This is a genomic window from Specibacter sp. NPDC078709 (assembly GCF_040686795.1).
Classification (GTDB): Bacteria; Actinomycetota; Actinomycetes; order Actinomycetales; family Micrococcaceae; genus Specibacter.
Genome location: NZ_JBFBLU010000005.1, coordinates 165308 through 188414, shown reverse-complemented (window position 1 = coordinate 188414; position 23107 = coordinate 165308). Strand labels below are relative to the sequence as shown.

Genomic DNA, 23107 nt, shown 5'->3' with positions numbered 1-23107 from the left:
ATGGGATCCACCACCACCGTCGAGGTGCACGAAGCAGGTGACGCGGCACTGCGCATCGTTGCCGCCACAGGCGACCGGGAACGTGACTGGCAGACAGTCCATGCACTGGCGGGCTGGCTCGACTCGTCAGGCATGGAGGGCATCCACGGGGCAGTCCCCACCTATGATTCAGTGCTGGTCGAGTTCGACGCCTACCTCACCTCGGCACGCCAGGTCCGGGCCATCGTGCTTATGGCCATGCGACAGATCGATTTCGTGGGCGCCACGTCCCGGGCCCCGCAGCAATTTGAGGTTCCTGTGGCCTACGGGGGTGAGTTCGGACCGGACTTGGAACGCGTGGCTGACCACGAGGGCCTGGACATCGAGGAAGTCATCCGCATTCACACCGCCAAATCATACGTAATCCGGTGCCTTGGCGCGCCAGCCGGTTCTCCCATGATGGACGGTCCCGACTTTCCCCTGCCGGTTCCCCGGCTGAAGGATCCACGCGTATCTGTGCCGGCAGGAGCCGTCTCGGTTGCCGGCCGGCAGGCGGTCATCGCGCCGGCTTCCGCCCCAGGCGGCTGGTGCGTGATCGGGCAGACACCCCTGACTCTCCTTGAGGCTTCCAGGGAACCGCTTGTGCCGTACCTGCCCGGGGATGTCCTGCGCTTTCGCCGGATTTCAGCTGAGGATTTCACACGCTATGTCGGACAACTGCTGGAGGCTTGGCAATGACTGGGAAACTTCTGGTTCAACAAGGCGGCCACTGTGTTGTCACCGACCTTGGCCGTGTCCGCGGCCCGCGCTACGGCCTGCCTGTCAACGGAGCCCTTGACCAATTTTCCGCACGTGCAGCGAACATCCTTGTGGGCAACAGGGACAGCGAACCGCTGCTGGAAATCACCGCCTTGGATGTCCGACTGCGCAGCACCACGGACATCCTGATATCCGTGACAGGCGCGTCCGTGACACTTACCGTGGGCGGCAGGGAATGCCCACAGTGGGAGCCAGTCTCGGTGGCGGCGGGGGAAATCATTTCCATCCGCACCATGGCAGGCGGCCTGCGTGCCTACCTTGCAGTCCACGGCTCGGTCGAAACACCCACGCTCCTGGGCAGTTGCGCACCCGACACGGTGGTCGGGTTCGGCCGCAGGCTCATGGAAGGGGACTCGCTGACCACGCGGAGGAGCGTACGCCCCATCCGCCAGCCCTACTTTGACCTGCCCCTGTTCCGGCTGGGGCTGTCCAGGCCCTGCATCAGCACCCACCCGGTCATCGATGTGACAGACGGCCCGGACATCGAGGAGTTTGGTGAAACAGCCCAGAAATTGTTCACCGGTACCTACACTGTCGGTGACCGCAGCAACCACATCGGGCTCAGGCTCCGCGGAGACCTGCCCGAGCGGCAGCTGAACTCCGAGGTGCTCTCACGCGGCGTGCCCGTGGGCGCCGTCGAGGTTCCGTCACGGGAAGAACTGCTGGTACTGCACCGCGGGCGTGGAGTGACCGCGGGGTATCCGGTGATGGCAGTGGTAACAAGTCTTTCACTCGACACCCTGGCCCAGGCGCGGCCGGGACATCTCGTCACCTTTCGCCACACCACGGTTGCCGAAGCGAGCGCCAACTACCGGTCCGCCATGCGGGAACTGGACAAACTGCGGACCCGGATCGGCACAGTCTTCGGTCTGCTCGGTCTGGAGAGCGATGCCAGCGAGAACGAAACGCACCTTTTGGTGAACACCCAAACGGCCTGCGGCAAGGAAAAACCAAGCCCTGGCCCGTCCATGAAGTCAATGAGGAACATAGATGTCAAGCACAACAATGCGTGCTGAAAGCGCGGACAAGGCGCCACTCAATGCGGCGCAAACCCGGAAGGTTGTCACCGCCGGGTGCGTAGGTATTTTTGTCGAGCTTTACGACAACGGCATCTTCGCCTTCATGGCCGGCACCCTGGCCCTGGTCTTCCTCGCACCGGGCAACCCTGACAACGCTTTGTTGTTTGTTTTTGCCGGTTATGCCATTTCTTTCCTAGTCCGCCCACTGGGCGCCATCGTCTGCGGCTACCTTGGCGACCGGATCGGGCGCCAGCGCCTCCTGGTCTTTGTCATACTGTTGATCAGTGTGGCCACTGCCGGCATCGGGATGCTGCCGGACTATGCAGCCATCGGAATTGCGGCACCCATCCTGCTGGTCACCCTGCGCCTGCTCCAGGGCTTCTCGGTTGGCGGCGAGTCGGCCGGTGCCATGACGTTCCTGGCCGAACACGCTCCTGAGGGCAAACGCGGCATCATCACCTCGTATGCCCAGATCGCCTCCTTTGCCGCACTCCTCACCGGGACCCTGGTGGCCTACTCCATGTCACCGTGGCTCACCGAGGAGGCCATCAACGGAGGCGGGTTTGGCTCGTTTGCCTGGCGCATCCCGTTCCTGGTCGCCATCCCCATGGGCTTCATCGGCTGGTACATCAGGAAGTCGATCACCGACACCCCCAACTTTGAGAAGCTCAAAGAGGAAGGCGGGCTGTCCAAGAACCCGTTGAAGGAAGCCTTCGCCACGCCCGTGCACCGCCGGGCGATGCTGCTGGCACTGTTCATTCCCCTCATGAACGGCTCCGGATACTACGTCCTGTTCTCCTTCATGCCAACGTTCCTCAAGGGTGAACAAATCAACTTTGGCATAGGCGAGGCGCTTCTGGTTACGGCCTGCAGCCTGGTGGTCATCTGCATTGCAATCCCTTTCATGGGCAGTCTTTCGGACCGGATCGGCCGCAAGAAGGTCATTGCAGGATCAGCCATTGCCATGGCAATTGTGGGCATCCCGTCCTATGCGCTCATCGCCACGGGGCAAATGGGGCTGGCCGTCCTGGGCGCCTGCATCATGGCTGTCGCATTCTCCGGGCACACCGCCGTCATCCACATCCTGATCGTGGAACTTTTCCCGACGCGGGTCCGGTACTCGGCCTACGGTCTGGGCTACAACGTGTCTTCGGCACTTTTCGGCGGAACGGCGCCATTGCTGATGACCTGGCTCATTTCCTCCACAGGAAACATCTACATGCCAGCCTTCTACGCGGTCATCACCGCACTGGGGACCCTGCTGGCAGTCAGTACGGTCCAAGACAGGGCCCACCTGCCGCTGCGCGACGAATAAGCACCACGGCAGACAGTCCAACAGTCATCCACCGAGCAGCAAATAGACCATTCACTTCACACATTGGGAGACAACCATGTCATTTTCAGACTACTCAACAGCTCTGGTCACGGGGGCTTCAACAGGGATGGGCGCAGCAATCACCGAGCGCCTGGTCAAGCGGGGCTTGACTGTCCACGCGGTGGCCCGCAATGAGGAACGGCTCGCTGAACTGGCCGACCGGACAGGCGCCATCCCGCATGTCCTCGACCTGACCGACACCGCTGCGCTGACCGCCATGGTGTCGGAGCTGAAGCTTGACGTCCTGGTCAACTGTGCCGGTGTCTCGCGGCCCGGAAACATCCTCACCTCGTCGGAAAGCGACATTGACGAGCTCATAGACGTCAACCTCCGCGGCCTGCTGCAACTGACACGCCTGGTCCTGCCGGGCATGGTGGAGCGGGACCTCGGCCACATCGTCAACATCAGCTCCATCGCCGGTCTCTACAACTTCTTCGGCCACACCGCTTACCACGCCACCAAGGCTGCCGTTCACCAGGTTTCGCGACAGCTGCGCAACGACACCATGGGCAAGCGGATCCGAGTCACGGAGATCTGCCCCGGACGGGTTGAGACTGAGATTTTCGGACGCAACATGGGCGGCTCGCAGGAGGCCATGCAGGAGGCGTGGGAGACGTACTACGAAGGATACGAATCCCTCACCACGGACGATATTGTCAACGCCGTGGACTACGCCGTTGAGACTCCACGCCACGTCAACGTGGGCATGCTGGAACTCATGCCCACCTTCCAGGTTCCCGGCGGCCTCACTTTTGACCGCCGGAAAGCCGCCTAAGAAAAAAATAGAACGACGGCGGCACCCGGGTGAGTGAGACAAACTCACCCGGGTGCCGCCGTCGTACCTGAAAAAGGATCAGTCTTGGTTGCTGAAGGCGGCGTCGAAGGACAGCTCGGACGGGGCAAAGTCGAACTTCTTCAGGGCGGCCAACGCTTCGGGAGCGCCCTGCAGGCGGTCCATGCCGGCGTCTTCCCACTCGATGGAGATGGGCCCGCCGTAGCCAATGGCCGTCAGGGCGCGGAAGGAGGATTCCCAGGGCACATCGCCCCGGCCCGCCGAGACGAAGTCCCAGCCGCGGCGCGGATCTCCCCACGGCAGGTGAGAGCCCATGACGGTGTTGCGGCCGGTGGGGCGCAGCTTCGTATCTTTGCAGTCCACGTGGTAGATCCGGTCCTTGAAGTCCCAGATGAAGGAGACCGGGTCAATGCCCTGCCACATGAAGTGGGAGGGATCCCAGTTCAAGCCAAACGCGGGGCGGTGGCCAATGGCCTCCAGCGTGCGCACGGTGGTCCAGTAGTCGTAGGCGATTTCTGAGGGGTGAACCTCGTGGGCGAAGCGCACACCACATTCGTCAAAGACGTCCAGGATGGGGTTCCAGCGGTCCGCGAAGTCTTGGTACCCGGCCTCAATTACGGATTCCGGAACGGGTGGGAACATGGCTACGTACTGCCAGATCGAGGAACCGGTGAAGCCGACCACCGTCGAAACGCCCAAGGCCTGCGCGAGGCGGGCCGTGTGCTTCATTTCCTCGGCGGCCCGCTGGCGCACGCCCTCGGGATCGCCGTCGCCCCACACCTTCGACCCCACAATTGCCTGGTGGCGGAAATCGATGGGGTCATCGCACACGGCCTGGCCCTTGAGGTGGTTGGAGATGGCCCAGACCTTCAGGCCGTAGCTTTCGAGCATGGCGAGCTTGCCGGCAACATAGCCGGGCTCATCCCAACGCCACGGATCCAAGTGATCGCCCGAGCAGGCAATTTCCAGGCCTTCGTAGCCCCATTCGGAAGCCAGTTTGGCCACTTCTTCGAGCGGGAGATCGGCCCACTGGCCGGTGAACAAGGTGTATGGGCGGCTCATGCGTTCAGTCCTTTGAGGTGGTGATGAGTTGGGGGATGGCGACGGTGGTTCCGCCAGCTGCCGAGGAGGCCTCGATGGCGGCCAAGACCTGCTGCACACCGTACCCTTCCTCGAACGACGGCGACGGGTCGGTTCCCGTGGAGATGTTCAGCAGGAAGTCGCGGATCTGATGCGTGAAACTGTGCTCCCAGCCAATCACGTGCCCCTGCGGCCACCAACCGGAAATATAAGGGTGCTCGGGTTCGGTGACGAGAATACGTCTAAAGCCCTGAACCTCAACGGGCTCGCTGCCGTTGAGGAAGAACAGCTCATTGGGGTTTTCTAAGTTGAACGTCAGCGCCCCGGCGGTGCCATAAACCTCCACGCGGAGGGCGTTCTTCTGTCCCAGCGCCACGCGCGAAACATCTACGCTGGCCACGGCGCCACTCGCCATGGACAGCGTGGCCCAGGCTGCGTCGTCGACCGTGACAGCTTCAGGACCATCGGGACCAGGACGCTCGGTGGTGAAGGTGTGCAGCTTGCCGGAGACTTCGGTAACGGTGTCGCCGAGCAGGTACTGGACCTGATCGATGGCGTGCGATGCGATGTCGCCTAGCGCGCCTGAGCCCGCCGTTTCCTTGCGCAGCCGCCAGGTCATGGGGGATTCGCTGTCGGCCAGCCAGTCCTGCAAGTACGACGCGCGGACCTGACGGATGCTGCCCAGCTCACCATCTGCGATGAGCTTGCGAGCCAAGGCCAGCGCCGGGATGCGGCGGTAGTTGAACCCCACCATGGAGCGGACGCCTTGCGCACGGGCGGCCTGCGCGGCGGCCACCATGGATTGGGATTCGGACATGGAGTTAGCCAGTGGCTTCTCCACGAGCACGTGCTTGCCTGCGGCGAGTGCCGCCGTCGCAATTTCAGCGTGCAGCCAGCCGGGGGCGCAGATGTCCACAATGTCGATGTCATCGCGGGCAATGACCTCCCGCCAATCGGTGGCCGATTCGCTCCAGCCATACTTCTTTGCGGCGGCAGCAACGGCTACGGCGTCCCGGCCCACCAAGACCTTTTGTTCGAAGTCAGGGACGTCGAAGTGGTTGGCCACGGTGCGCCACGCGTTCGAGTGGGCCTGCCCCATGAAGGCGTAGCCGATGGCAGCCACGCCGAGCGGACGGGCGGCCGGTGATTGAGGGGAGGTCATGATCGTGATTCCTAGAGGGTTGCGGCGGTGGGTGCCCAGTCAACGGGCACTGCCTCGGAGCTCGGGGCGGAGCTGGCAACATCGACGAACTCTCCGCTGTTGACGGACTCCGTGATCGAGACCATGGCATCCAGGATGTGGTACGCCAGTTCGCCGGTGGCGCGGTGCGGAACGCCGGCGCGGATGGAGCGTGCCATGTCCAGCACGCCCAAGCCGCGGCCATGGTCCGGTCCTTCTGCGGGGACGGTTCTCCAGTCTTCATCGCCGCTCTTGAAGAGCTGGATGTCGCCGTCGAAGTTGTTCGGATCCGGCAGTGAAATGGTGCCTTCGGTACCGGTGATCTCCACAAATCCCATGCGCGGCCGCGGGGATTCAAAGCTGAAGACGCTGTGCGAGGAGGCGCCGGATTCGAACTGGGCGATGGCGCTGACGTGAGTGGGAACCTCGACGTCGAACACCTCGCCTTCCTTCGGGCCCGAGCCAATGGTGCGGGTGGGGAACGCGGTGTTGCCCATGGCAGCCACCTTGGAAAGCGGACCGAAGGCCTGCACCAGTGTGGTCAGGTAGTACGGCGCCATATCAAAGAGCGGGCCAGCCCCTTCCTGGAACAGGAATGCGGGGTTCGGGTGCCAGGACTCCGGGCCGGGGGACTGGAACATGGTCAGTGCCGTCAGCGGGGTGCCAATGGCTCCGCTGTCGATCAGGCGGCGAGCCGTCTGCAGCCCTGCACCAAGGAAGGTGTCGGGTGCGCAGCCGAGCCGAACGCCAGCAGCGTCTGCTTCTTTGAGCAGGCCCAAGCCACTTTCCCGATCGAGGGAGAACGGCTTTTCCGTCCAGACATGCTTGCCTGCACGGACGGCTGCCGTGGCAACTTCCACGTGGGCGGCCGGGATGGTCAAGTTGACGATGATTTCAACGTCGGGGTGGTTGAGCGCCACATCGACGCCGCCGGAAATTTCAACACCGTATTCAGCGGCGCGCGCGGCTGCTGCTTCTTCGAAGAGGTCGGCGATGACCAGCACCTTCACGTCAGGGAACGTGGTCAGGTTGTCCAGGTACTGCTTGCTGATGTTGCCGGCGCCAATGAAGGCAATGCCGACGGGTCCTGTTTTTGCCATGGTGATTAGGCCTTTCCGGCGTTAATGTTTCCGGCGTTGAGGAAGGCAAGGCTTGCGGCGATGCCCTCGAAGATGTCGCCGGCGTAGTCATCGAATTCCACCACGCCAACTTCCAGTGACTTAGCTGCTTCAATGACATCCCAGACCGGGACCTGCCCCTGGCCGGCTGGCAGCTGGGCCTTCGTGTCGGTCGAGATCGGGCCGTCCTTGATGTGGATGAACTTTACGCGCTCGCCCAAACTGGTCAGCAGGTCAACGGCGTTGGCGCCGCCCACGGACACCCAGTAGGTGTCCACTTCTAGGATGAGTTCCGGATCCAGCAGTGTTTCAAAGTACTGCAGTGCCGTGGTGCCGTTGATCGTGGACTCCAACTCCCACTGGTGGTTGTGGTAACCCACGCGGATGCCGTATTCGGCACCCTTCTTGGCAGCAGCGTTGAGGCCCTCGGCGATCTTCTGCACGTCCTCGGCAGTTTGCCAGCGATCGGCGGGAATGAACGGATCGATCACGGTAGTGATGCCCAGCTTCTTGGCCGCAGCGAAGATCTCGTCCTGATCGGCACTGAGCAAGGGCGCGTGGCCAGAGGGTGCGGTGATGCCGTGCTCGGTGAACGCGGCAGCGAGGGCATCGGCGGTGGCGACGAAGTTGTACGGCTCAACGTGGGTGAACCCCAGCTCGGCGACGCGGGCAATGGTTCCGGGCAAGTCTTCTTCAAGGGGCTTGCGGACGGTGTACAGCTGAAGGGAATACGTCATTGAAACTCCTTGAAGGCATGAAAGTGTGTTCAAGACTCAACTTAGGGGAACTTATGCCGAGCGTCAAGCAAAAGTTAATGGCTAACCCGTATAGCTTTAGATTGTGACAGATGGAAGTGCATGTGTTATTTATTGGGAATGCCAAAGACACCACTCCAGCAAGCCCCACGCAACCCTGTCGTCGGCGCAGCAGCCAGCAGCGATGGAGCAGCGTCGCGCGCTCAGGAAAAATTCGGACATTCACGAGCAGGAGATGTTTTCCAAATCCTGCGAGACGGGCAGGCGCGTACCCGAGCGGAACTTGCAGAGGTCACGGGGTTGGCCCGTTCAACTGTTGCCGCCCGCATTGACGCGCTCACTGCTGCAGGGTTGATTGGTCCGGCTGGTGAGGCGATCTCCTCAGGTGGGCGTCCGCCGTCGCGCTTTGCTTTTCACCCCTCAGCCCGCGTCATCCTAGCCGTGGATATCGGGGCCACCCATGTGCTCATTGCGCTGACAGATCTTGGTGGGCGGGTGCTGAGCGAGTTGCGGACCTCGATTGATATTGCGTTGGGGCCCACCGAGGTGCTGGATGCGGTGTTGGAGCAGTGCGCGCAAGTTTTTGCCACGGCCGGACGCCACGAAAGGGAACTCGTAGGCATTGGCATTGGCCTTCCCGGGCCCGTGGAACATTCCACTGGACGGCCTGCCAGCCCACCTATCATGCCTGGGTGGGATGGTTTTGATGTGCCGGCCTACGTACAGCAACGGTTCCCCACCGATGTGCTGGTGGATAACGACGTAAATATTATGGCTTTGGGGGAGCGCGCTCACTACTGGCCGGATGCTCAGGACCTGCTCTTTGTCAAGGTTGCCACAGGCATTGGTGCGGGCATTATTAGCGGCGGGCGGTTACAGCGCGGCGCCGATGGCACGGCCGGCGACATCGGCCATGTGCGGGTCCCCCGTGGCGGTGAGGTGCTGTGTCGCTGCGGTAACTACGGCTGTTTGGAAGCCATGGCGTCGGGGCCGGCCGTGGCCGCAGCGCTCTCGGCTGGCGGCGTTCCAGCGCACAGCGGCGAGGATGTTTTGGAGTTGGCGCGCAGGGGAAATCTGGTCGCCATTCACGCCATGCGCCAGGCCGGACGGGACGTGGGGGATGTCCTGGCGGCGTCCGTAAACTTGCTCAATCCTTCCGTGATAGTCATTGGCGGCGGACTGTCCTCGGCCGGCGAATATCTAATGGCCGGCGTACGCGAGATCGTATACCAACGCTCCTTGCCGCTGGCTACAGCGCGGCTACGGATCGTCCAGTCAATGGCCGGGGACCACGCCGGCGTACTAGGTGCGGGCCGAATGGTGATTGACCATATCCTGGCTCCAGCGTCGGTTGAGCGGATCGTCGCCGCCCATTCTCAAGGATGAGTGGCGTGGACGCCCCGCAGGCTGGTAATCCGCAGCCCGGCAAGCCGCAGGCGGGCAAGGTCACGATCAGCGACCTCGCTACCAGATTGGGCATCTCCAAAGCCTCGGTTTCTTATGCCCTCAACGGCCAGTCCGGCGTCAGTGAAACCACGAGGGCACGCGTGCTGGCGCTGGCTGGCGAGCTTGGCTGGTACCCCAGCTCCAGCGCCCGGGCCCTCTCGCAATCTCGTAGTGATGCGGTTGGCATTGTGCTATTCCGCGATCCCGTACAAATTGGTGCGGAACCGTTCTACATGAGCATTTTGGCCGGAATCGAAGGGGTCCTCGGCGCCCACGACATGAGCCTGATGCTGCGCATGGTCAACCCCCTCACAGTGCCGGATTCGCGCAGCCGCGACCTCGCCGTCTACGAGCGCTGGGCGGGGGAGGGGCGGGTCGACGGGGTCATCCTCTTTGACCATGTCCGAGACGATCCCCGCCCGCCCTTACTCAATCGTTTCAGGATGCCCTTTGTGCGCTTGGGAGCTGGAACTGAAGTGTTGCCTGCGGCTCGAAACTCCAATGTCACCGTCTCGCAGGCGACGGACGCGGCCACCGTGGTGGAGGCTCTGCATGAGCGCGGGCACCGGCATGTCGCCTTCATTTCCGGACCGGTGGATCTCCTGCATGAGGAGCGAAAGACCGAGCACATCAGCGCACATGCTGCGCGTCTGGGCATGACCGTGGTGCTGTGCCCCTCAGATTATTCCGCGGACGACGGCGGCACCGCCACTGTTGCTGTCATGGCCGGGTTGGCCCCGGGGTCCCCTGATTTCCCCACGGCAATCATCTATGGCAATGACCTCATGGCGGTGGGTGGCTTGCAGGCTCTCCAACGGCTGAAACTGCGTGTCCCTGAGCAAGTTTCGGTGGTCAGTTGGGATGACTCAATTCTGTGCCGGGTGAGCTCTCCTGGTCTGGCAGCTTTGGGACGTAGCGTGTCTGACCTTGGGCGGAACTCTGCCCAGCTGTTGATGGAACTGATTTCCGGCCACGAATCACGCAACATTGAGGCTGCCCCTGGCCTCCTGCAGGTACGCGAAAGTCTGGGCCGCAACCCGTTCTAGCGGATTCCTCGCCGGTCCGGGCTAGTGGGTGCTAGCTGCAGCCGGCTTGATCCTCCACCTGCCCAGCCTCGGATTCCCCTGTGTCCTGCCTGAACAGGCTTGAATTGCCGCCGTCCTGCCCGTCAACTTTGGTGGGGCGATATCCAAAAAACTTATAACGGATTGATAACAAGTGACCTCTACTGAACCGGTTCAGTTATGGTGGTTACATGACCTTTTGCGGCGGAAGTTTCCCGTGATCTAGGGGATTTCTAAGCTTCAAGCGGGAAAATTCATTCACTCCCTGCCGGGGACTGAAGCTTTCGGTGAGGTCACGAGTCAATATTATTTCAAACATTTTCTGACTTTTGATTGACGCTCGGCATAAGTTCATCTAGGTTTGGTTCAACGTCGAGCAGCGCGAGTCTGAAAAGCTCCCACACCTCGGGTTTTACGAACAATTTCCACACAGACAAGGAAGTCACGGAAGTGAAAAGACGTACTTTTGCCGCAGTAGCGGCCATCGCAGCACTCGCCATTACAGCCACCGGCTGCAGCGGCGGCACCGGCAGTGAATCCACCGATGCAGGTGGGAAATCCATCACTTACTGGGCCAGCAACCAGGGCACCAGTGTGGATAACGATAAAGAAGTCCTGACCCCGCAGCTGAAGAAGTTCGAGGACGAAACCGGCATCAAGGTCAACCTTGAAGTCATTGGTTGGAACGATCTCCAGACCCGCATCCAGACGGCCGTCACCTCCGGCCAAGCACCGGATGTATTGAACATCGGTAACACCTGGGCCGCGTCACTGCAGTCCACCGGAGCATTCCTGCCGTTTGACGATGCAGCCTTCACCGCCATTGGTGGCAAGGACAAGTTCGTCAAGACCGCCATGGACACCGGTGGCATGCCCGGCCAAGACCCCACCTCGGTCCCGCTCTACGGTCTGTCCTACGGCCTGTACTACAACAAGGCAATGTTCAAGGATGCCGGCCTCACCCCTCCCACCTCATGGGAAGAAATGGTTGCAGCCGCCAAGAAGCTGACCACCGGTGACGTCCACGGAATGACCTTGGCTGCTGGCAGTTACACGGAGAACTCACACTTCGCATTTATTAACGCGGCCCAGAATGACGCTGAGTTCTTCGATGCCGACGGCAAGCCCACCTTCACACAGGACGGAATTGTCGACGGCATCGCTCGCTATGTTGACCTGATGCAGGCAGACAAAGTTGTTGACGCGGGCAACGCCCAGTACGACAACGGCACCCAGGCCATCAATGATTTCGCCAACGGCAAGGCAGCCATGGTCATCAGCCAGAACAACGCCAACAGCTCCATCGCTTCACAGGGTATGAAAGATGACGCTTTCGGCGTAGTTGCCTTCCCGGCACCGGAGGGTGGCAAGGACATCGCCACCATGGTTGCTGGTATCAACATGTCCATCTTCAAGAACACCAAGAACAAGGACTCCGCACTGGAGTTCGTGAAGTTCATGACCAGCGAAGCCACACAGGCTGAACTCGGCAAGTCCTTCGCGACCCTGCCGGTCCTCACCGGTGTGACCCCCACCTTCACCACTGACACGGAACTGGCCAAGACGTTCTCTGACATCTACGAGAACCGGTCCAAGCCGCTTCCCCTGGTACCGGGTGAAGACCAGTTTGAAAGCACTGTCGGTAAGGCCATGAACCAGATGTTCGCAACCGTCGCCTCCGGTGGCACGGTCAGCAAGGATGACATCAAGAAGGCACTGGAAACAGCACAGCAGGCAGTCGAAGCAGCGGGCTAACCCCACCTGCTCCCCAGTTGCGGGTCGCTAACCCCGACCCGCAACTGGGCCCCGCGGGGTTGAACCCAACGCAGGGTGAACTCAACGATCCGCCTCTTCAATACTTCAATTTTCCATGAAAGGTGAGTGTCGAACAGTGTCTGCTTCCACCGCCGTAAAGAATTCCGGCCACTCCGCCGGGGCAGCCGGACGGAGAGAGCGCAAGCCTCGTCGTGCCGGCTGGTGGCTGCCATACGCGCTGCTGGCCCCCGCCGTCATCTTTGAACTCGTCATCCACATTGTTCCCATGGTGACCGGCATTTGGATGAGCTTCCTTAAGCTCACCAAAATGTACATTTCCAACTGGGGCAACGCCCCGGTCATTGGCTTCAAGAACTACGAGGTGGCCCTCGACTTCAACTCCGCCATCGGGGCAGGGCTGCTGAAATCCTTCGGGATCACCGTAGCCTTCACCATTCTCGTCGTCGGATTCTCGTGGTTGCTGGGTATGGCCGCGGCCGTAGCGCTGCAAAAGGTTTTCCCCGGACGCGCAGTCTTCCGCACACTTTTTCTGATCCCGTACGCTCTGCCCATGTATGCCGGCGTCATTGCCTGGAAGTTCATCCTGCAGAAAGACAACGGCGCACTCAACCACCTCTTGTTCGACACCTTCGGCCTCCCCGGCGACAAGCCCTTCTGGCTGATCGGTGATAACGCCTTCGCCGCCGTCGTCATTGTTGCCATCTGGCGGCTCTGGCCCTTCGCTTTCTTGATGCTGATGGCTGGGCTCCAGTCCGTCCCCACCGACATCTACGAGGCTGCCTCCGTTGACGGCGCCAAGCCGCTGCGTCAGTGGTGGAACATCACGCTTCCGCTGCTGCGTCCGGTGAATATGTCGCTGGTCCTGGTGATGTTCCTCTGGACCTTCAACGACTTCAACACTCCGTTCGTCCTCTTCGGTGGCTCGCAGCCACCCGCCGGCGATCTGATCTCCTTCCACATTTACAACGCCTCATTCCTGACCTGGAACTTCGGCTCGGGTGCCGCCATGTCGGTACTGCTCCTGCTCTTCCTCTCGGTTGTTAGCGGAATCTACGTTCTCTTCATGAACCGGAGGAAAGACAATGCATGACACAACCGGGACAAAGATCTTTAGAATCGTCACGATTACCGCCCTCAGTATCTTCACCATCATCCCCATCTACGTCATGGTCATCTCCGGCCTGAAACCGCTCCAAGATGTCCAAGGTGCTTTCACCTGGTGGCCCGAACAGCTGACCATCCAGCCCTACATCGACATGTGGAAGACCGTCCCGCTGGCCGACTACTTCATGAACTCCGTGGTGGTCTCGACCGTAGCCACGATCCTCTCGCTCATCATCGCGATCTTCGCCGCCTACGCCGTGTCCCGCTACACCTTCCGCGGCCGGTCACTGTTCTCCGGAGCAGTGCTCTCCACCCAGATGCTGCCTGGCGTGCTCTTTTTGCTGCCGCTGTTCCTGATCTTCGTGAACATCAACACCAACTTCGGCGTCCAGTTGGTCGGAACCCGCGCCGGCCTGATCATCACCTATCTGACGTTCTCGCTGCCGTTCTCCATCTGGATGCTCGCCGGCTATTTCAACGGCATCCCGCGCGATTTAGATGAGGCCGCAACGGTCGACGGTTGCGGTCCCATGCGGACCCTGTTCACCATCATCTTGCCCACAGCCCGCCCGGGCCTGGTCGCGGTCGCCATCTACAGCTTCATGACCAGTTGGGGAGAGGTCCTGTTCGCCTCGGTCATGACCACCGACGCCAACCGAACCCTCGCCGTGGGTCTGCAGCTCTATTCGACCCAGACCAACGTCTACTGGAACCAGATCATGGCCGCCTCCGTGGTGGTCTCCATCCCGATCGTGATCGGCTTCCTGCTCCTGCAAAAGAACTTCGTCGCCGGCCTCACCGCTGGTGCCGTGAAGTGATCTAAGAGAAGAGAAACACGTACGACGGCGGCACTTGGGTGAGTTGTTTTTCTCACCCAGGTGCCGACGTCGTTCTTCTTTAAGGGATGGCGCCCAAGGTCAGGGTGGTGGTGGAAGTTTTTCCGGCTCGCACGTAGGTGACTTCGACGGTGTCGCCGGCCTTCCGGGTAAGGGTGACTTCGGCGAGGACCGCGTTGCTGGTGGCTGGCCGGTTGTCCAGAAGCGTGACGATATCGCTGGGCTGAAGACCGGCCTGGGCGGCGGGACCGCCGGGCGCCACCGACTGCAGATACAGGCCGTTATCTACCCCGAAGAGCTCGGCAGCCCGCGGGGGCAGGGGCACCGCACTGAGGCCAAAGTAGGGGTAGGCGACGGTGCCGGTGTCAATGAGTTGGCCGGTGATACGGGCGGCCAAATCAATGGGGACGGCAAAGCCAATGCCCACGCTGCCGCTGGCCACTTGGAGATCGTTGGGGATGGTGGCGATGGCCGTGTTGATGCCGATCAATTTCCCGCTGCAGTCAACCAGTGCGCCGCCGGAGTTGCCGGGATTGATGGAGGCGTCAGTTTGGATGGCGCCCGCCAGCATGGCCGTGGTGTCTTCATCAACGGGAACTGGAACGTTGCGGCCGAGTGCGCTGATGATTCCGGCCGTGACGGTGCTGGAGAGTCCAAGCGGGGCGCCCAATGCCACCACGGGTTGGCCCACCCGGACATCGTCTGACTTACCAAGTTCAACAGTTGGCAGGTCCTTCTCGGCCGTCATCTTCAGTACAGCCAGGTCCGATTTCGGATCCAGTCCCACCAGCTCAACTTCGGAGGAGCGCCCGTCGCTGAATAAAACGTCAATGGTGCCGCCGTTCTCAGCCGCCGCAATGACATGGTTATTGGTCATGATGTAGACCTCTTTACGGACAATCACACCGCTGCCCACGCCACTGGCATTCCCGTTCCTGATGGAGACTGTGACAACTCCCGGCAGGACGCTTTGGGCGACGTCCGTGGCGTTACGGGTTCCGGCAGTGCTGCCGCGGTTGCTGCCGGACGCGTCACCAAGCTACTGATCCAGCCACCGGCAAGCCCCGCGATCAGGGCCAGGGCCGCGGCCGCGGCAATCACTGTTGAGAGCGGAAGCTGTTGGAACCAGCTGCTGCCCTGCAATTCGTTGGGTCGAGAATTTAGCGGAGGGTTCGTCGGCGCACTCAGTGGCTCATTCGGCGAGACGTTCATGGGGTGCTCGGATCAGGGCATCAACCGCGGCGATATGACTTCCCATGCTACGTCACCCCTTATTGTCACCACTCGATGTTGCCAAACGAAAAATGCCGCCGCTACCGTATACTGCCGCCGGGTCTATTTGCGGCAATCTACGGGAGTGGCGGCATTTGTGTGCCGGGGCCGGTTTCTTAGAGGGCGCAGCTTTCTTAGAGGGCACAGCCGTCCGGGCCGCACGCTTCGGCGTCGGAACCGTTTGCCGAGACCATAGTCAACGGGTTCGCTTCCTGCCACGCCTGATCCAGTGCCTGACCGAACACTTCGGCCGGCTGAGCGCCGGAGATGCCGTATTTACGGTCAATGACAAAGAATGGAACGCCGGTGACGCCTATGGCACGAGCCTCGGCAATGTCTTCCCGGACGTCATCGGCGTACTTGTCAGTATCGAGTGCTTCGTTGATGTCAGCGGCGGACAAGCCGGACTCCGTGCCGATTTTCACGAGCGCAGCGCGTGAACCAATGTCCACTCCGTGCTCAAAGTGACCTGATAGCAGGGCTTCCTTGACGACGTCACCCAAGCCATTGGCCTTGGCCAAATGCAGCAGCTGGTGGGCGTTGAAGCTATTGGCGACCACGACGTCGTCGAACTTGTAGTTGAGGCCTTCGCCCGCAGCCTGTTCGGTGACGTGCGTGAACATGCCAGCAACCTGCGCCGGATCCATGCCCTTGCGTTCGCTGAGGTAGCTGATCTCGGTGCCGTCATAGTGCTCCGGGAGAGTGGGGTCTAGCTGGTAGCTGCGCCACTGGACATCCACGGAATCCTTGTGCGGGAAAGCTTCAAGAGCGGTTTCAAAACGGCGTTTGCCAATGTAGCACCAGGGGCAGGCCACGTCGGACCAGATTTCAATCTTCATACTTGCGGTAACGGGGGCGGGGCGGTGGTTATTCCTGTCATTTCGTCACCATGGCACCGCGAAAGGAGGGTAGTTGCTAATGTTCGGCGTGAACATCAGCAACTACTCTCCTTTTCGTGAGCGGGAATTTCGCGGGTGGGAATTAAGGCTGCCTCACCGGCACCCGGATTTCGGGTTTGCAGTGGCGTCGCATCCGGCGAGGGCAACCAAATCTATGCTGCCGTGAGCTGCCGTTCCGGCTGCTCGGCGTGCAGGTAGTTTGCGTAGGCCGAGGTGGTCAGGAAGGCGGGGAAGGTCTCGCCCATGGCGACGTCGGTGAAGATTTCTAGTGCGTCCTCGAAACGGTCGCCCTCGAATCGGGGCAGGCGCGCGAATTCCTCCTCGAGCATCTCCGTGACCCAGTCGAAGGTGATGAGTTCGCCGGTATCGGTGATGGCCTGGCTGTGGATCCACTGCCAGATCTGCGAGCGGGAGATTTCCGCGGTGGCGGCGTCCTCCATGAGGTTGTTCAGGGCGACGGCGCCGTGGCCGCGCAGCCAGGATTCAATGTACTGGATGCCGACCCAGATGTTGTCGCGGATGCCCTGTTCGGTGATGTTGCCCTGGGTGCCAGCGACGTTCAGCAGTGCCCGGTCATCGAGTTCTACTTCTTCGCGGGTGCGGCTGATCTGGTTCGGGTTCCAGCCGAGGATCTCGTCGAAGACCGCCATGGCCACGGGGACCAGGTCGGGGTGGGCCACCCAGGAACCGTCGAAGCCGTCGTTGGCTTCGCGGGTTTTGTCGGCGCGGACCTTGGCCATCGCATTGGCGTTGGCTTCCGGGTCGCGGCGGTTGGGCACAAAGGCCGCCATGCCGCCGATCGCCATGGCGCCGCGGGTGTGGCAGGCACGGACCAGCTGTTCGGTGTAGGCGCGCATGAACGGGGCCGTCATGGTGATCTGGTTGCGGTCCGGGAGCACGAAGCGCGGGCCACGGGTGCGGAAGTTCTTGATGACGGAGAACAGGTAGTCCCAGCGTCCCGCGTTCAACCCTGCGGCGTGATCGCGCAGTTCGTACAGGATTTCCTCCATCTCAAAAGCTGCCGTGATGGTCTCGATCAGGACTGTTGCGCGGATGGTGCCCTGCGGGATGCCGAGCAGGTCCTGGGCCTGGATGAAGATGTCATTCCACAGGCGTGCCTCGAGGTGGTTTTCAATCTTCGGCAGGTAGAAGTACGGACCCTTGCCCTGGGCGATCAGCCGGCGGGCGTTGTGGAAGAAGTACAGGCCGAAGTCGACAACGCCGCCGGCCATGGGCTTGCCGTTGATCAGCAGGTGCTTCTCCGGCAGGTGCCAGCCGCGGGGGCGGACCACGATGGTGGGCAGCTCCTCCTGCGGGGCCAACTTGTACTCCTTGCCCTCGGGGCTGGTGAAGTCGATGCGGCGTTCCAGTGCGTCGATCAGGTTGAGTTGGCCGCGGATCACATTGCCCCAGGTGGGCGTGGAGGAATCTTCCATGTCGGCCAGCCAGACCTTCGCGCCGGAGTTCATGGCATTGATGGTCATCTTGCGGTCAACCGGGCCGGTGATTTCCACGCGTCGGTCCTCCAGCCCGGGAGCCGGGGGAGCGACGCGCCAGCGGGGATCTTCCCGGATGGCCGAGGTTTCGCGCAGGTAGCGGGGGTCGGTACCGCCGAGAATCTGGGAGCGGCGGGTGCTTCGGGCGTCGAGCAGCTCTTGGCGTCGCGCCGTCGTGGTGCGGTTCAGTGCTGCAATGAAGTCCAGAGCCTCGGGGGTGAGGATTTCGTCCTGGCGGTGGATGGGCGGGGCTGTCAGGGTGATGCCGTTGAACGTGATCCCGTTCAGGCTGTTCGTTGAGTTCATGGGAATTCTCCAAGTTTAATGAGTGCGATCATGGCCTGCGGTTCTCGAGCTAGGGGCGAATATGGTCTCGACGAGCTTGAGGACCGGGGACAAGCTCGAGAACCGCAGGCGATCTGCAAAAAGGGTTAGTGGAACTGCTGGGCTTCTGTGGAACCAGCCAATGCGAGGGTGCCGCTGTTCGGGTTCAGGGCGGTCGCGACCAGATCGAAGTAGCCTGTGCCCACTTCGCGCTGGTGCTTGGTTGCGGTGTAGCCGCGGGATTCGGAGTCGAATTCACGCTCCTGCAGTTCGACGTAGGAACTCATGCCGTTGCGGGCGTAGCCATGGGCAAGATCAAACATCGAGTAGTTCAGGGAGTGGAAACCAGCCAAGGTGATGAACTGGAAGGTGTATCCCATGGCGCCAAGCTCTCGTTGGAACTTGGCGATCGTTGCGTCGTCCAGGTGCTTTTTCCAGTTGAACGACGGTGAGCAGTTGTAGGCAAGCATCTGGTCGGGGAACTCGGACTTGACGCCTTCGGCAAACTTTTTGGCATGCTCCAGGTCGGGTGTTCCGGTCTCCATCCAGATGAGGTCAGAGTGGGGAGCGTAGGCGCGGGCCCTGGCGATGGAAGGCTCCAGCCCGTTCTTGACGTGGTAGAAACCTTCGGCCGTGCGCTCGCCGGTGAGGAACGGCGCATCGCGCTCATCCACATCCGAGGTGATCAGGGTGGCTGCCTCGGCGTCGGTGCGGGCAATGATCACCGAGGGGACGCCGGCGACGTCGGCCGCGAGCCTTGCCGCGTTCAGCGTACGGACATGCTGGGCCGTGGGGATCAAGACCTTGCCGCCCAGGTGCCCGCACTTCTTCTCGCTGGCAAGCTGATCTTCCCAGTGCACGCCGGCTGCGCCGGAGGTGATCATGGACTTCATGAGCTCGTAGGCGTTGAGCGGGCCGCCAAAGCCTGCCTCGGCATCGGCCACGATCGGGACCAGCCAGTCTTCAACGGTTTGCAGGCCTTCGGAGAATTCAATCTGGTCCGAGCGCAGGAGGGCGTTGTTGATGCGGCGGACCACCTTGGGGACTGAGTCAACGGGGTAGAGCGACTGGTCCGGGTAGGTGTTGCCATTGGAGTTGGCGTCTGCGGCAACCTGCCAGCCGGAGAGGTAGATGGCTTTCAAGCCGGCCTTGACCTGCTGGACGGCCTGGTTGCCGGTGAGTGCGCCAAGTGCGTTGGTGTAGCCGCCTGGTGCCGCAGTGGTCAGCTGGTTCCACAGCTTTTCGGAGCCGCGGCGGGCCAGGGTGTGTTCCTCATTGACCCGGCCGCGGAGCTGAATGACGTCTGCTGCGCTGAAGGAACGTTCCACGCCTTCCCAACGGGGGTTGGCGGCCCACTCGAGTTCGAGGGCGGCAACGGCTTCGGTGCGAATCTGTTCCGGCGTCTTTGCGGGTTCAAATGCTGCAGTCATGATGAAAGCTCCTTGTGGTTTTGATCTTGCCGGTTCGACGGTGAAGCGGTGGGGATCTTGCGTTCCTTCTTCGTGATTTCTACTATTCAGAGCTTTTCAAGGGGTTACTAGAGCAAAGTGGTGGAAAGATTTGCAGTTCTTCACGTATCCTCAAGAAATGACTAATGTGGGCTGGAACACAGGCGAATCGCTCGGCGGTGGTGGCAAGGCAGCCGCCCCAAGCACTGAATTGGACATCATTTCCCTGGGCCGGCGGGTACGGCATCTGCGCAAAACCTTGGGGCTGACCCTCGATGATTTAGGCGCAAAGGTGGGCGCTGCGCCGTCGCAACTTTCCTTGATAGAAAACGGTAAACGCGAGCCCAAACTGGGGCTGCTGCAGGCACTGGCTGGGGCACTCGGCGTCGGGCTTGATCAGTTGTTGGGGAACGAGCCGCCCAGCCGTCGGGCAGCATTGGAAATTGAGTTGGAAAGGGCGCAGCGCGGACCGCTGTATCAGTCGTTGGGATTGCCCACCGTCCGCGTCAGTTCGCGGCTTTCCACCGAAGTGCTCGAATCGCTGGTGGGGTTGCAGCATGAGTTGGAACGGCGCCTCGATGAGCAGTCGGCCACGCCGGAGGAGGCGCGCCGGGCCAACAATGAGTTGCGGCTGGAAATGCGTCAACGCAACAACTATTATCCGGAGATTGAACGTCAAGCTCAGGAGCTGCTGACGGCCGTGGGGCATGACAGTGGGCCGCTGTCTCATCACGTGGCTGCCGACGTGGCCGAGCACCTCGGTTTTGACTTGCATTATGTGGGGGATTTGCCGCATTCGACCCGTTCTGTGACGGATTTGAAGAATCGCCGAATTTATCTCACGCATGGCCAGCGCTCCGACCACGACCCGCGATCGGTGCTGTTGCAGGCGCTGGGGCACTATGTTTTGGGGCATCAGACGCCGCGCAACTATGCAGATTTTCTGCGCCAGCGGGTGTACACGAATTATTTTGCGGCCTCGCTGCTTATGCCAGAGCGGGCCACCGTGGACTTCCTGCAAACCGCAAAATCGGCCAAGGAGCTGGCCATCGAGGACATCAGGGACGCCTTTGCCGTCTCCTATGAAACGGCCGCGCACCGCTTCACCAACTTGGCCACGGAACATCTGGGCATCACCACTCACTTCCAGAAGGTGCATGAATCCGGGATCATTCACAAGGCCTACGAGAACGACGGCGTGAACTTCCCGGCCGATCACACCGGCGCCATTGAGGGCCAAGCCGTTTGCAGGTTATGGACCTCCCGGGCGGTTTTTGATGTGCCGGATAAGTTCCGTGCGTTCAACCAGTACACGGATACGGTGATGGGGACGTATTGGTGCACGGCCCGGACGGAGCGGCACTCCTCCGGCGAATATTCGCTGAGCATTGGTGTGCCGTATGAGCATGTGAAGTGGTTTCGCGGGCGGGAAACCACGGAGCGTTCACAGTCGCGGTGTCCGGACCCGGATTGCTGCCGCCGCCCGCCGGCCGATCTTTCGGCACAGTGGGCTGGCAATGCGTGGCCGTCCACCAGGGCCAACTCACATTTGTTGGCGGCCATGCCGCAAGGTGCTTTCCCCGGTGTTGATGAAACCGAGGTGTACAGATTTCTGGCAGCACACGAGGGAAAGTAGGGAGCAGGTCGGGCGCTGCACAGGGTGAAACGTTCCCTAGCTCTTCGTCTGACGTTCACTCGGAGCAGGGGGCGCTGTCCGGAAAGCCGCTTAGCGTGAAGGGGTCAGCTGAACCAAGGACTCCACGCTAAGGAACTCTCATGACCACGCACCACATTCCCGTTGTCCTTACCGCCGCGGGCGCTGCCGGCAACAACGAGGACGTCGTCGGCGACAACGTCTCCGTTGTCAACGAAATGTACCGCTCGCTTCTCAACGCCGAGGAAATCGCACCGAACGCCCTGCGCAGCTACTTTGCTGACTTCTATCTCACACAGGCGCTCGACGGCGGATTTGCCCAGTATGTTTTCATGACGCCAGACCGTGCAGAACTCGATGGCTACATCCGCGAAGGACTTGAAGCCATGGGCGCCAAGGCCCATCTTGAGCTGTTCAACAGGTCAGCCGCGCTCTATGACCTGCTCACCGAAACGGAGCTGCAGGACTATCTCGAGGACGGTGCCCCCGCAGAAGACAACGAAGAAGGCGCCGCTGACGGCCACCGTGCCGACGGCGCCGCCGCTATGGAATTGCTGGACGCAGAGTTTGAAGACCTGTTCGAGGCCGAGGACGTCACGGGGCTCAACGCCGACTGGCTGCGCAACCAGCCGTGCCTGCTGATTCTGACGGAGCAGGAACTTGCCGCACATATTGCCGACCGGGTGGCACAGGTACCTGACATGGAGGAGCGTCTGGCGGAGGAAGAGCGTGAGAACGGCCCTGAATTTGAGCTCATCATCCGGGAACTCTGCGCCGTTGCCGGTCATGAACTGCTGAAAATCTCCATGGGTGACCCCAACTACGAGCACAACGGTGAAACTGTTCTGGCCTGGCACTTCACCACCGAACAGGGCGAATTCATCATGATTGACGACGACGAGGAAGCCGTCATGATCAACCCGCAAACCCAGGAGATCCTCGCCACCGTGGAATTCGAGCTGGATGAAGACCTCGTCGAGGTCTGAGGCTGGGGTCTAAGGTCTAAGGTCTAAGGTCTAAGGTCTAAGGCCTGAGGTGTGGCGCTTGAGGCCTGAGGCTGATGCGGTCCCCGCTTGCGGCAAGGCTGCGGCACTCCGGACAACCGGAATGCCGCAGTATTGCCGTAAGGTCAACGCATGGAAGATCTCAAATGGACAAAGACTGCGCCCGCCAAAACCGCGTGGCAGGAGATGCCCTTCGGCCCCGGCATCTACAAGTGCTACCTGACAGGCGGCCTGCCCAAAAACGTGGTCTGGCCCGCCGAATTGAAACCCCTCAAGAAGGGGGATTTGATCTATGTGGGACGGGCAACCAACCTGCGCAGCCGGGCCCGGCACCACGACGTGCAAACTTCAAAGTCCACATTCCGCCGTTCGCTAGCCGCCATCCTGGGGCTCCAGGCACAGTGGCACGGGCGGTCCGCGCATCCGCGGCTGACCGACAAGGATGAGGAACTTCTCAGCGCATGGATGGTGAGCAACCTCGGCACGTCCTTTAGCCTGGTTGCGGACGCGGACCGTGTTGCCGCCTTGGAAGATGAAATGCGCGCCGAACTCCGCCCGCCCTTTAACCGAGACGGACTGACGCCCGAGCAGTTGTACGTCTCGGCTGCTACGACGGAAGCAAACCGGAACGCGCTCCGCGAGAAGGGCTAAGAAACACTGCGGGTG

20 protein-coding genes are annotated in these 23107 nt (G+C 61.3%); 12 read left to right on the top strand and 8 right to left on the bottom strand.

Annotation, left to right across the window (positions count from 1 at the left end; genetic code table 11):
* From AB0P14_RS11325 to AB0P14_RS11310, 4 genes are all read left to right on the top strand, one after another.
* Positions 1–717: a carboxyltransferase domain-containing protein gene (locus tag AB0P14_RS11325; RefSeq protein WP_363841889.1), complete on the top strand. Its 717-nt coding sequence runs from the start codon at positions 1–3 to the stop codon at positions 715–717.
* On the top strand, positions 714–1814 hold the full coding sequence (locus tag AB0P14_RS11320) for an allophanate hydrolase (RefSeq protein WP_363841886.1): 1101 nt from the start codon (positions 714–716) through the stop codon (positions 1812–1814). Before AB0P14_RS11325 ends, AB0P14_RS11320 begins: the two co-directional genes overlap by 4 nt.
* Positions 1789–3132 carry an MFS transporter gene (locus tag AB0P14_RS11315; protein ID WP_363841883.1) on the top strand — a complete coding sequence of 448 codons (1344 nt, stop codon included), beginning with the start codon at positions 1789–1791 and terminating at the stop codon, positions 3130–3132. The genes AB0P14_RS11320 and AB0P14_RS11315 overlap by 26 nt, the downstream gene beginning before the upstream one ends.
* A gap of 76 nt (positions 3133–3208) precedes the next feature.
* Positions 3209–3967: an SDR family oxidoreductase gene (locus tag AB0P14_RS11310; protein WP_363841880.1), complete on the top strand. Its 759-nt coding sequence runs from the start codon at positions 3209–3211 to the stop codon at positions 3965–3967.
* 78 nt (positions 3968–4045) lie between these two features.
* Here the strand turns inward: AB0P14_RS11310 and AB0P14_RS11305 are convergent, their stop codons facing one another.
* From AB0P14_RS11305 to AB0P14_RS11290, 4 genes are read right to left on the bottom strand one after another with little or no spacing between them, the layout of a single operon-like run.
* Positions 4046–5047: a sugar phosphate isomerase/epimerase family protein gene (locus AB0P14_RS11305; RefSeq protein ID WP_363841877.1), complete on the bottom strand. Its 1002-nt coding sequence runs from the start codon at positions 5045–5047 to the stop codon at positions 4046–4048.
* Positions 5048–5051: 4 nt separating this feature from the next.
* Complete coding sequence (locus AB0P14_RS11300) at positions 5052–6227, bottom strand: Gfo/Idh/MocA family oxidoreductase (protein ID WP_363841874.1); 1176 nt, start codon at positions 6225–6227, stop codon at positions 5052–5054.
* 11 nt (positions 6228–6238) lie between these two features.
* On the bottom strand, positions 6239–7345 hold the full coding sequence (locus tag AB0P14_RS11295) for a Gfo/Idh/MocA family oxidoreductase (protein ID WP_363841871.1): 1107 nt from the start codon (positions 7343–7345) through the stop codon (positions 6239–6241).
* Between the two features lie 5 nt (positions 7346–7350).
* Positions 7351–8100, bottom strand: coding sequence for a sugar phosphate isomerase/epimerase (locus AB0P14_RS11290; RefSeq protein ID WP_363841868.1), 750 nt, complete (start codon positions 8098–8100; stop codon positions 7351–7353).
* A gap of 138 nt (positions 8101–8238) precedes the next feature.
* Between AB0P14_RS11290 and AB0P14_RS11285 the strand changes: the two genes are divergently transcribed.
* The 5 genes from AB0P14_RS11285 (at position 8239) to AB0P14_RS11265 (ending at position 14326) form a co-directional block, all read left to right on the top strand.
* Positions 8239–9504 carry an ROK family transcriptional regulator gene (locus AB0P14_RS11285; protein ID WP_363841865.1) on the top strand — a complete coding sequence of 422 codons (1266 nt, stop codon included), beginning with the start codon at positions 8239–8241 and terminating at the stop codon, positions 9502–9504.
* Between the two features lie 5 nt (positions 9505–9509).
* Positions 9510–10610 (top strand): LacI family DNA-binding transcriptional regulator, encoded by a 1101-nt coding sequence (locus AB0P14_RS11280; RefSeq protein ID WP_363841862.1) that lies wholly within the window; start codon positions 9510–9512, stop codon positions 10608–10610.
* Between the two features lie 468 nt (positions 10611–11078).
* Positions 11079–12383, top strand: a complete 1305-nt coding sequence (locus tag AB0P14_RS11275) for a sugar ABC transporter substrate-binding protein (RefSeq protein ID WP_363841859.1) — start codon at positions 11079–11081, stop codon at positions 12381–12383.
* A 136-nt stretch (positions 12384–12519) separates the two neighbouring features.
* Positions 12520–13494, top strand: a complete 975-nt coding sequence (locus tag AB0P14_RS11270) for a sugar ABC transporter permease (protein WP_363841856.1) — start codon at positions 12520–12522, stop codon at positions 13492–13494.
* Positions 13487–14326, top strand: a complete 840-nt coding sequence (locus AB0P14_RS11265; RefSeq protein ID WP_363841853.1) for a carbohydrate ABC transporter permease — start codon at positions 13487–13489, stop codon at positions 14324–14326. The genes AB0P14_RS11270 and AB0P14_RS11265 overlap by 8 nt, the downstream gene beginning before the upstream one ends.
* Before the next feature lie 79 nt (positions 14327–14405).
* Here the strand turns inward: AB0P14_RS11265 and AB0P14_RS11260 are convergent, their stop codons facing one another.
* The 4 genes from AB0P14_RS11260 to aceA all read right to left on the bottom strand — a co-directional run bounded on the left by AB0P14_RS11260 (position 14406) and on the right by aceA (position 19765).
* Complete coding sequence (locus AB0P14_RS11260) at positions 14406–15248, bottom strand: trypsin-like peptidase domain-containing protein (protein WP_363841850.1); 843 nt, start codon at positions 15246–15248, stop codon at positions 14406–14408.
* A gap of 502 nt (positions 15249–15750) precedes the next feature.
* On the bottom strand, positions 15751–16455 hold the full coding sequence (locus AB0P14_RS11255; RefSeq protein ID WP_363841848.1) for a DsbA family oxidoreductase: 705 nt from the start codon (positions 16453–16455) through the stop codon (positions 15751–15753).
* A gap of 212 nt (positions 16456–16667) precedes the next feature.
* Positions 16668–18317 (bottom strand): malate synthase A, encoded by a 1650-nt coding sequence (gene aceB / locus AB0P14_RS11250; RefSeq protein ID WP_363841845.1) that lies wholly within the window; start codon positions 18315–18317, stop codon positions 16668–16670.
* A gap of 125 nt (positions 18318–18442) precedes the next feature.
* Entirely contained in the window at positions 18443–19765 is a 1323-nt protein-coding gene (gene aceA / locus AB0P14_RS11245) for an isocitrate lyase (RefSeq protein ID WP_363841842.1), read from the bottom strand.
* 157 nt (positions 19766–19922) lie between these two features.
* Here aceA and AB0P14_RS11240 point away from each other — a divergent pair, with 157 nt between their 5' ends.
* From AB0P14_RS11240 to AB0P14_RS11230, 3 genes are all read left to right on the top strand, one after another.
* A complete protein-coding gene (locus AB0P14_RS11240; RefSeq protein ID WP_363841839.1) occupies positions 19923–21419 on the top strand; it encodes a helix-turn-helix domain-containing protein in 1497 nt (498 codons plus the stop codon).
* Positions 21420–21559: 140 nt separating this feature from the next.
* Positions 21560–22423 (top strand): hypothetical protein, encoded by an 864-nt coding sequence (locus tag AB0P14_RS11235; RefSeq protein WP_363841836.1) that lies wholly within the window; start codon positions 21560–21562, stop codon positions 22421–22423.
* 150 nt (positions 22424–22573) lie between these two features.
* Positions 22574–23092 carry a GIY-YIG nuclease family protein gene (locus tag AB0P14_RS11230; RefSeq protein WP_363841834.1) on the top strand — a complete coding sequence of 173 codons (519 nt, stop codon included), beginning with the start codon at positions 22574–22576 and terminating at the stop codon, positions 23090–23092.
* Positions 23093–23107: the final 15 nt, after the last annotated feature.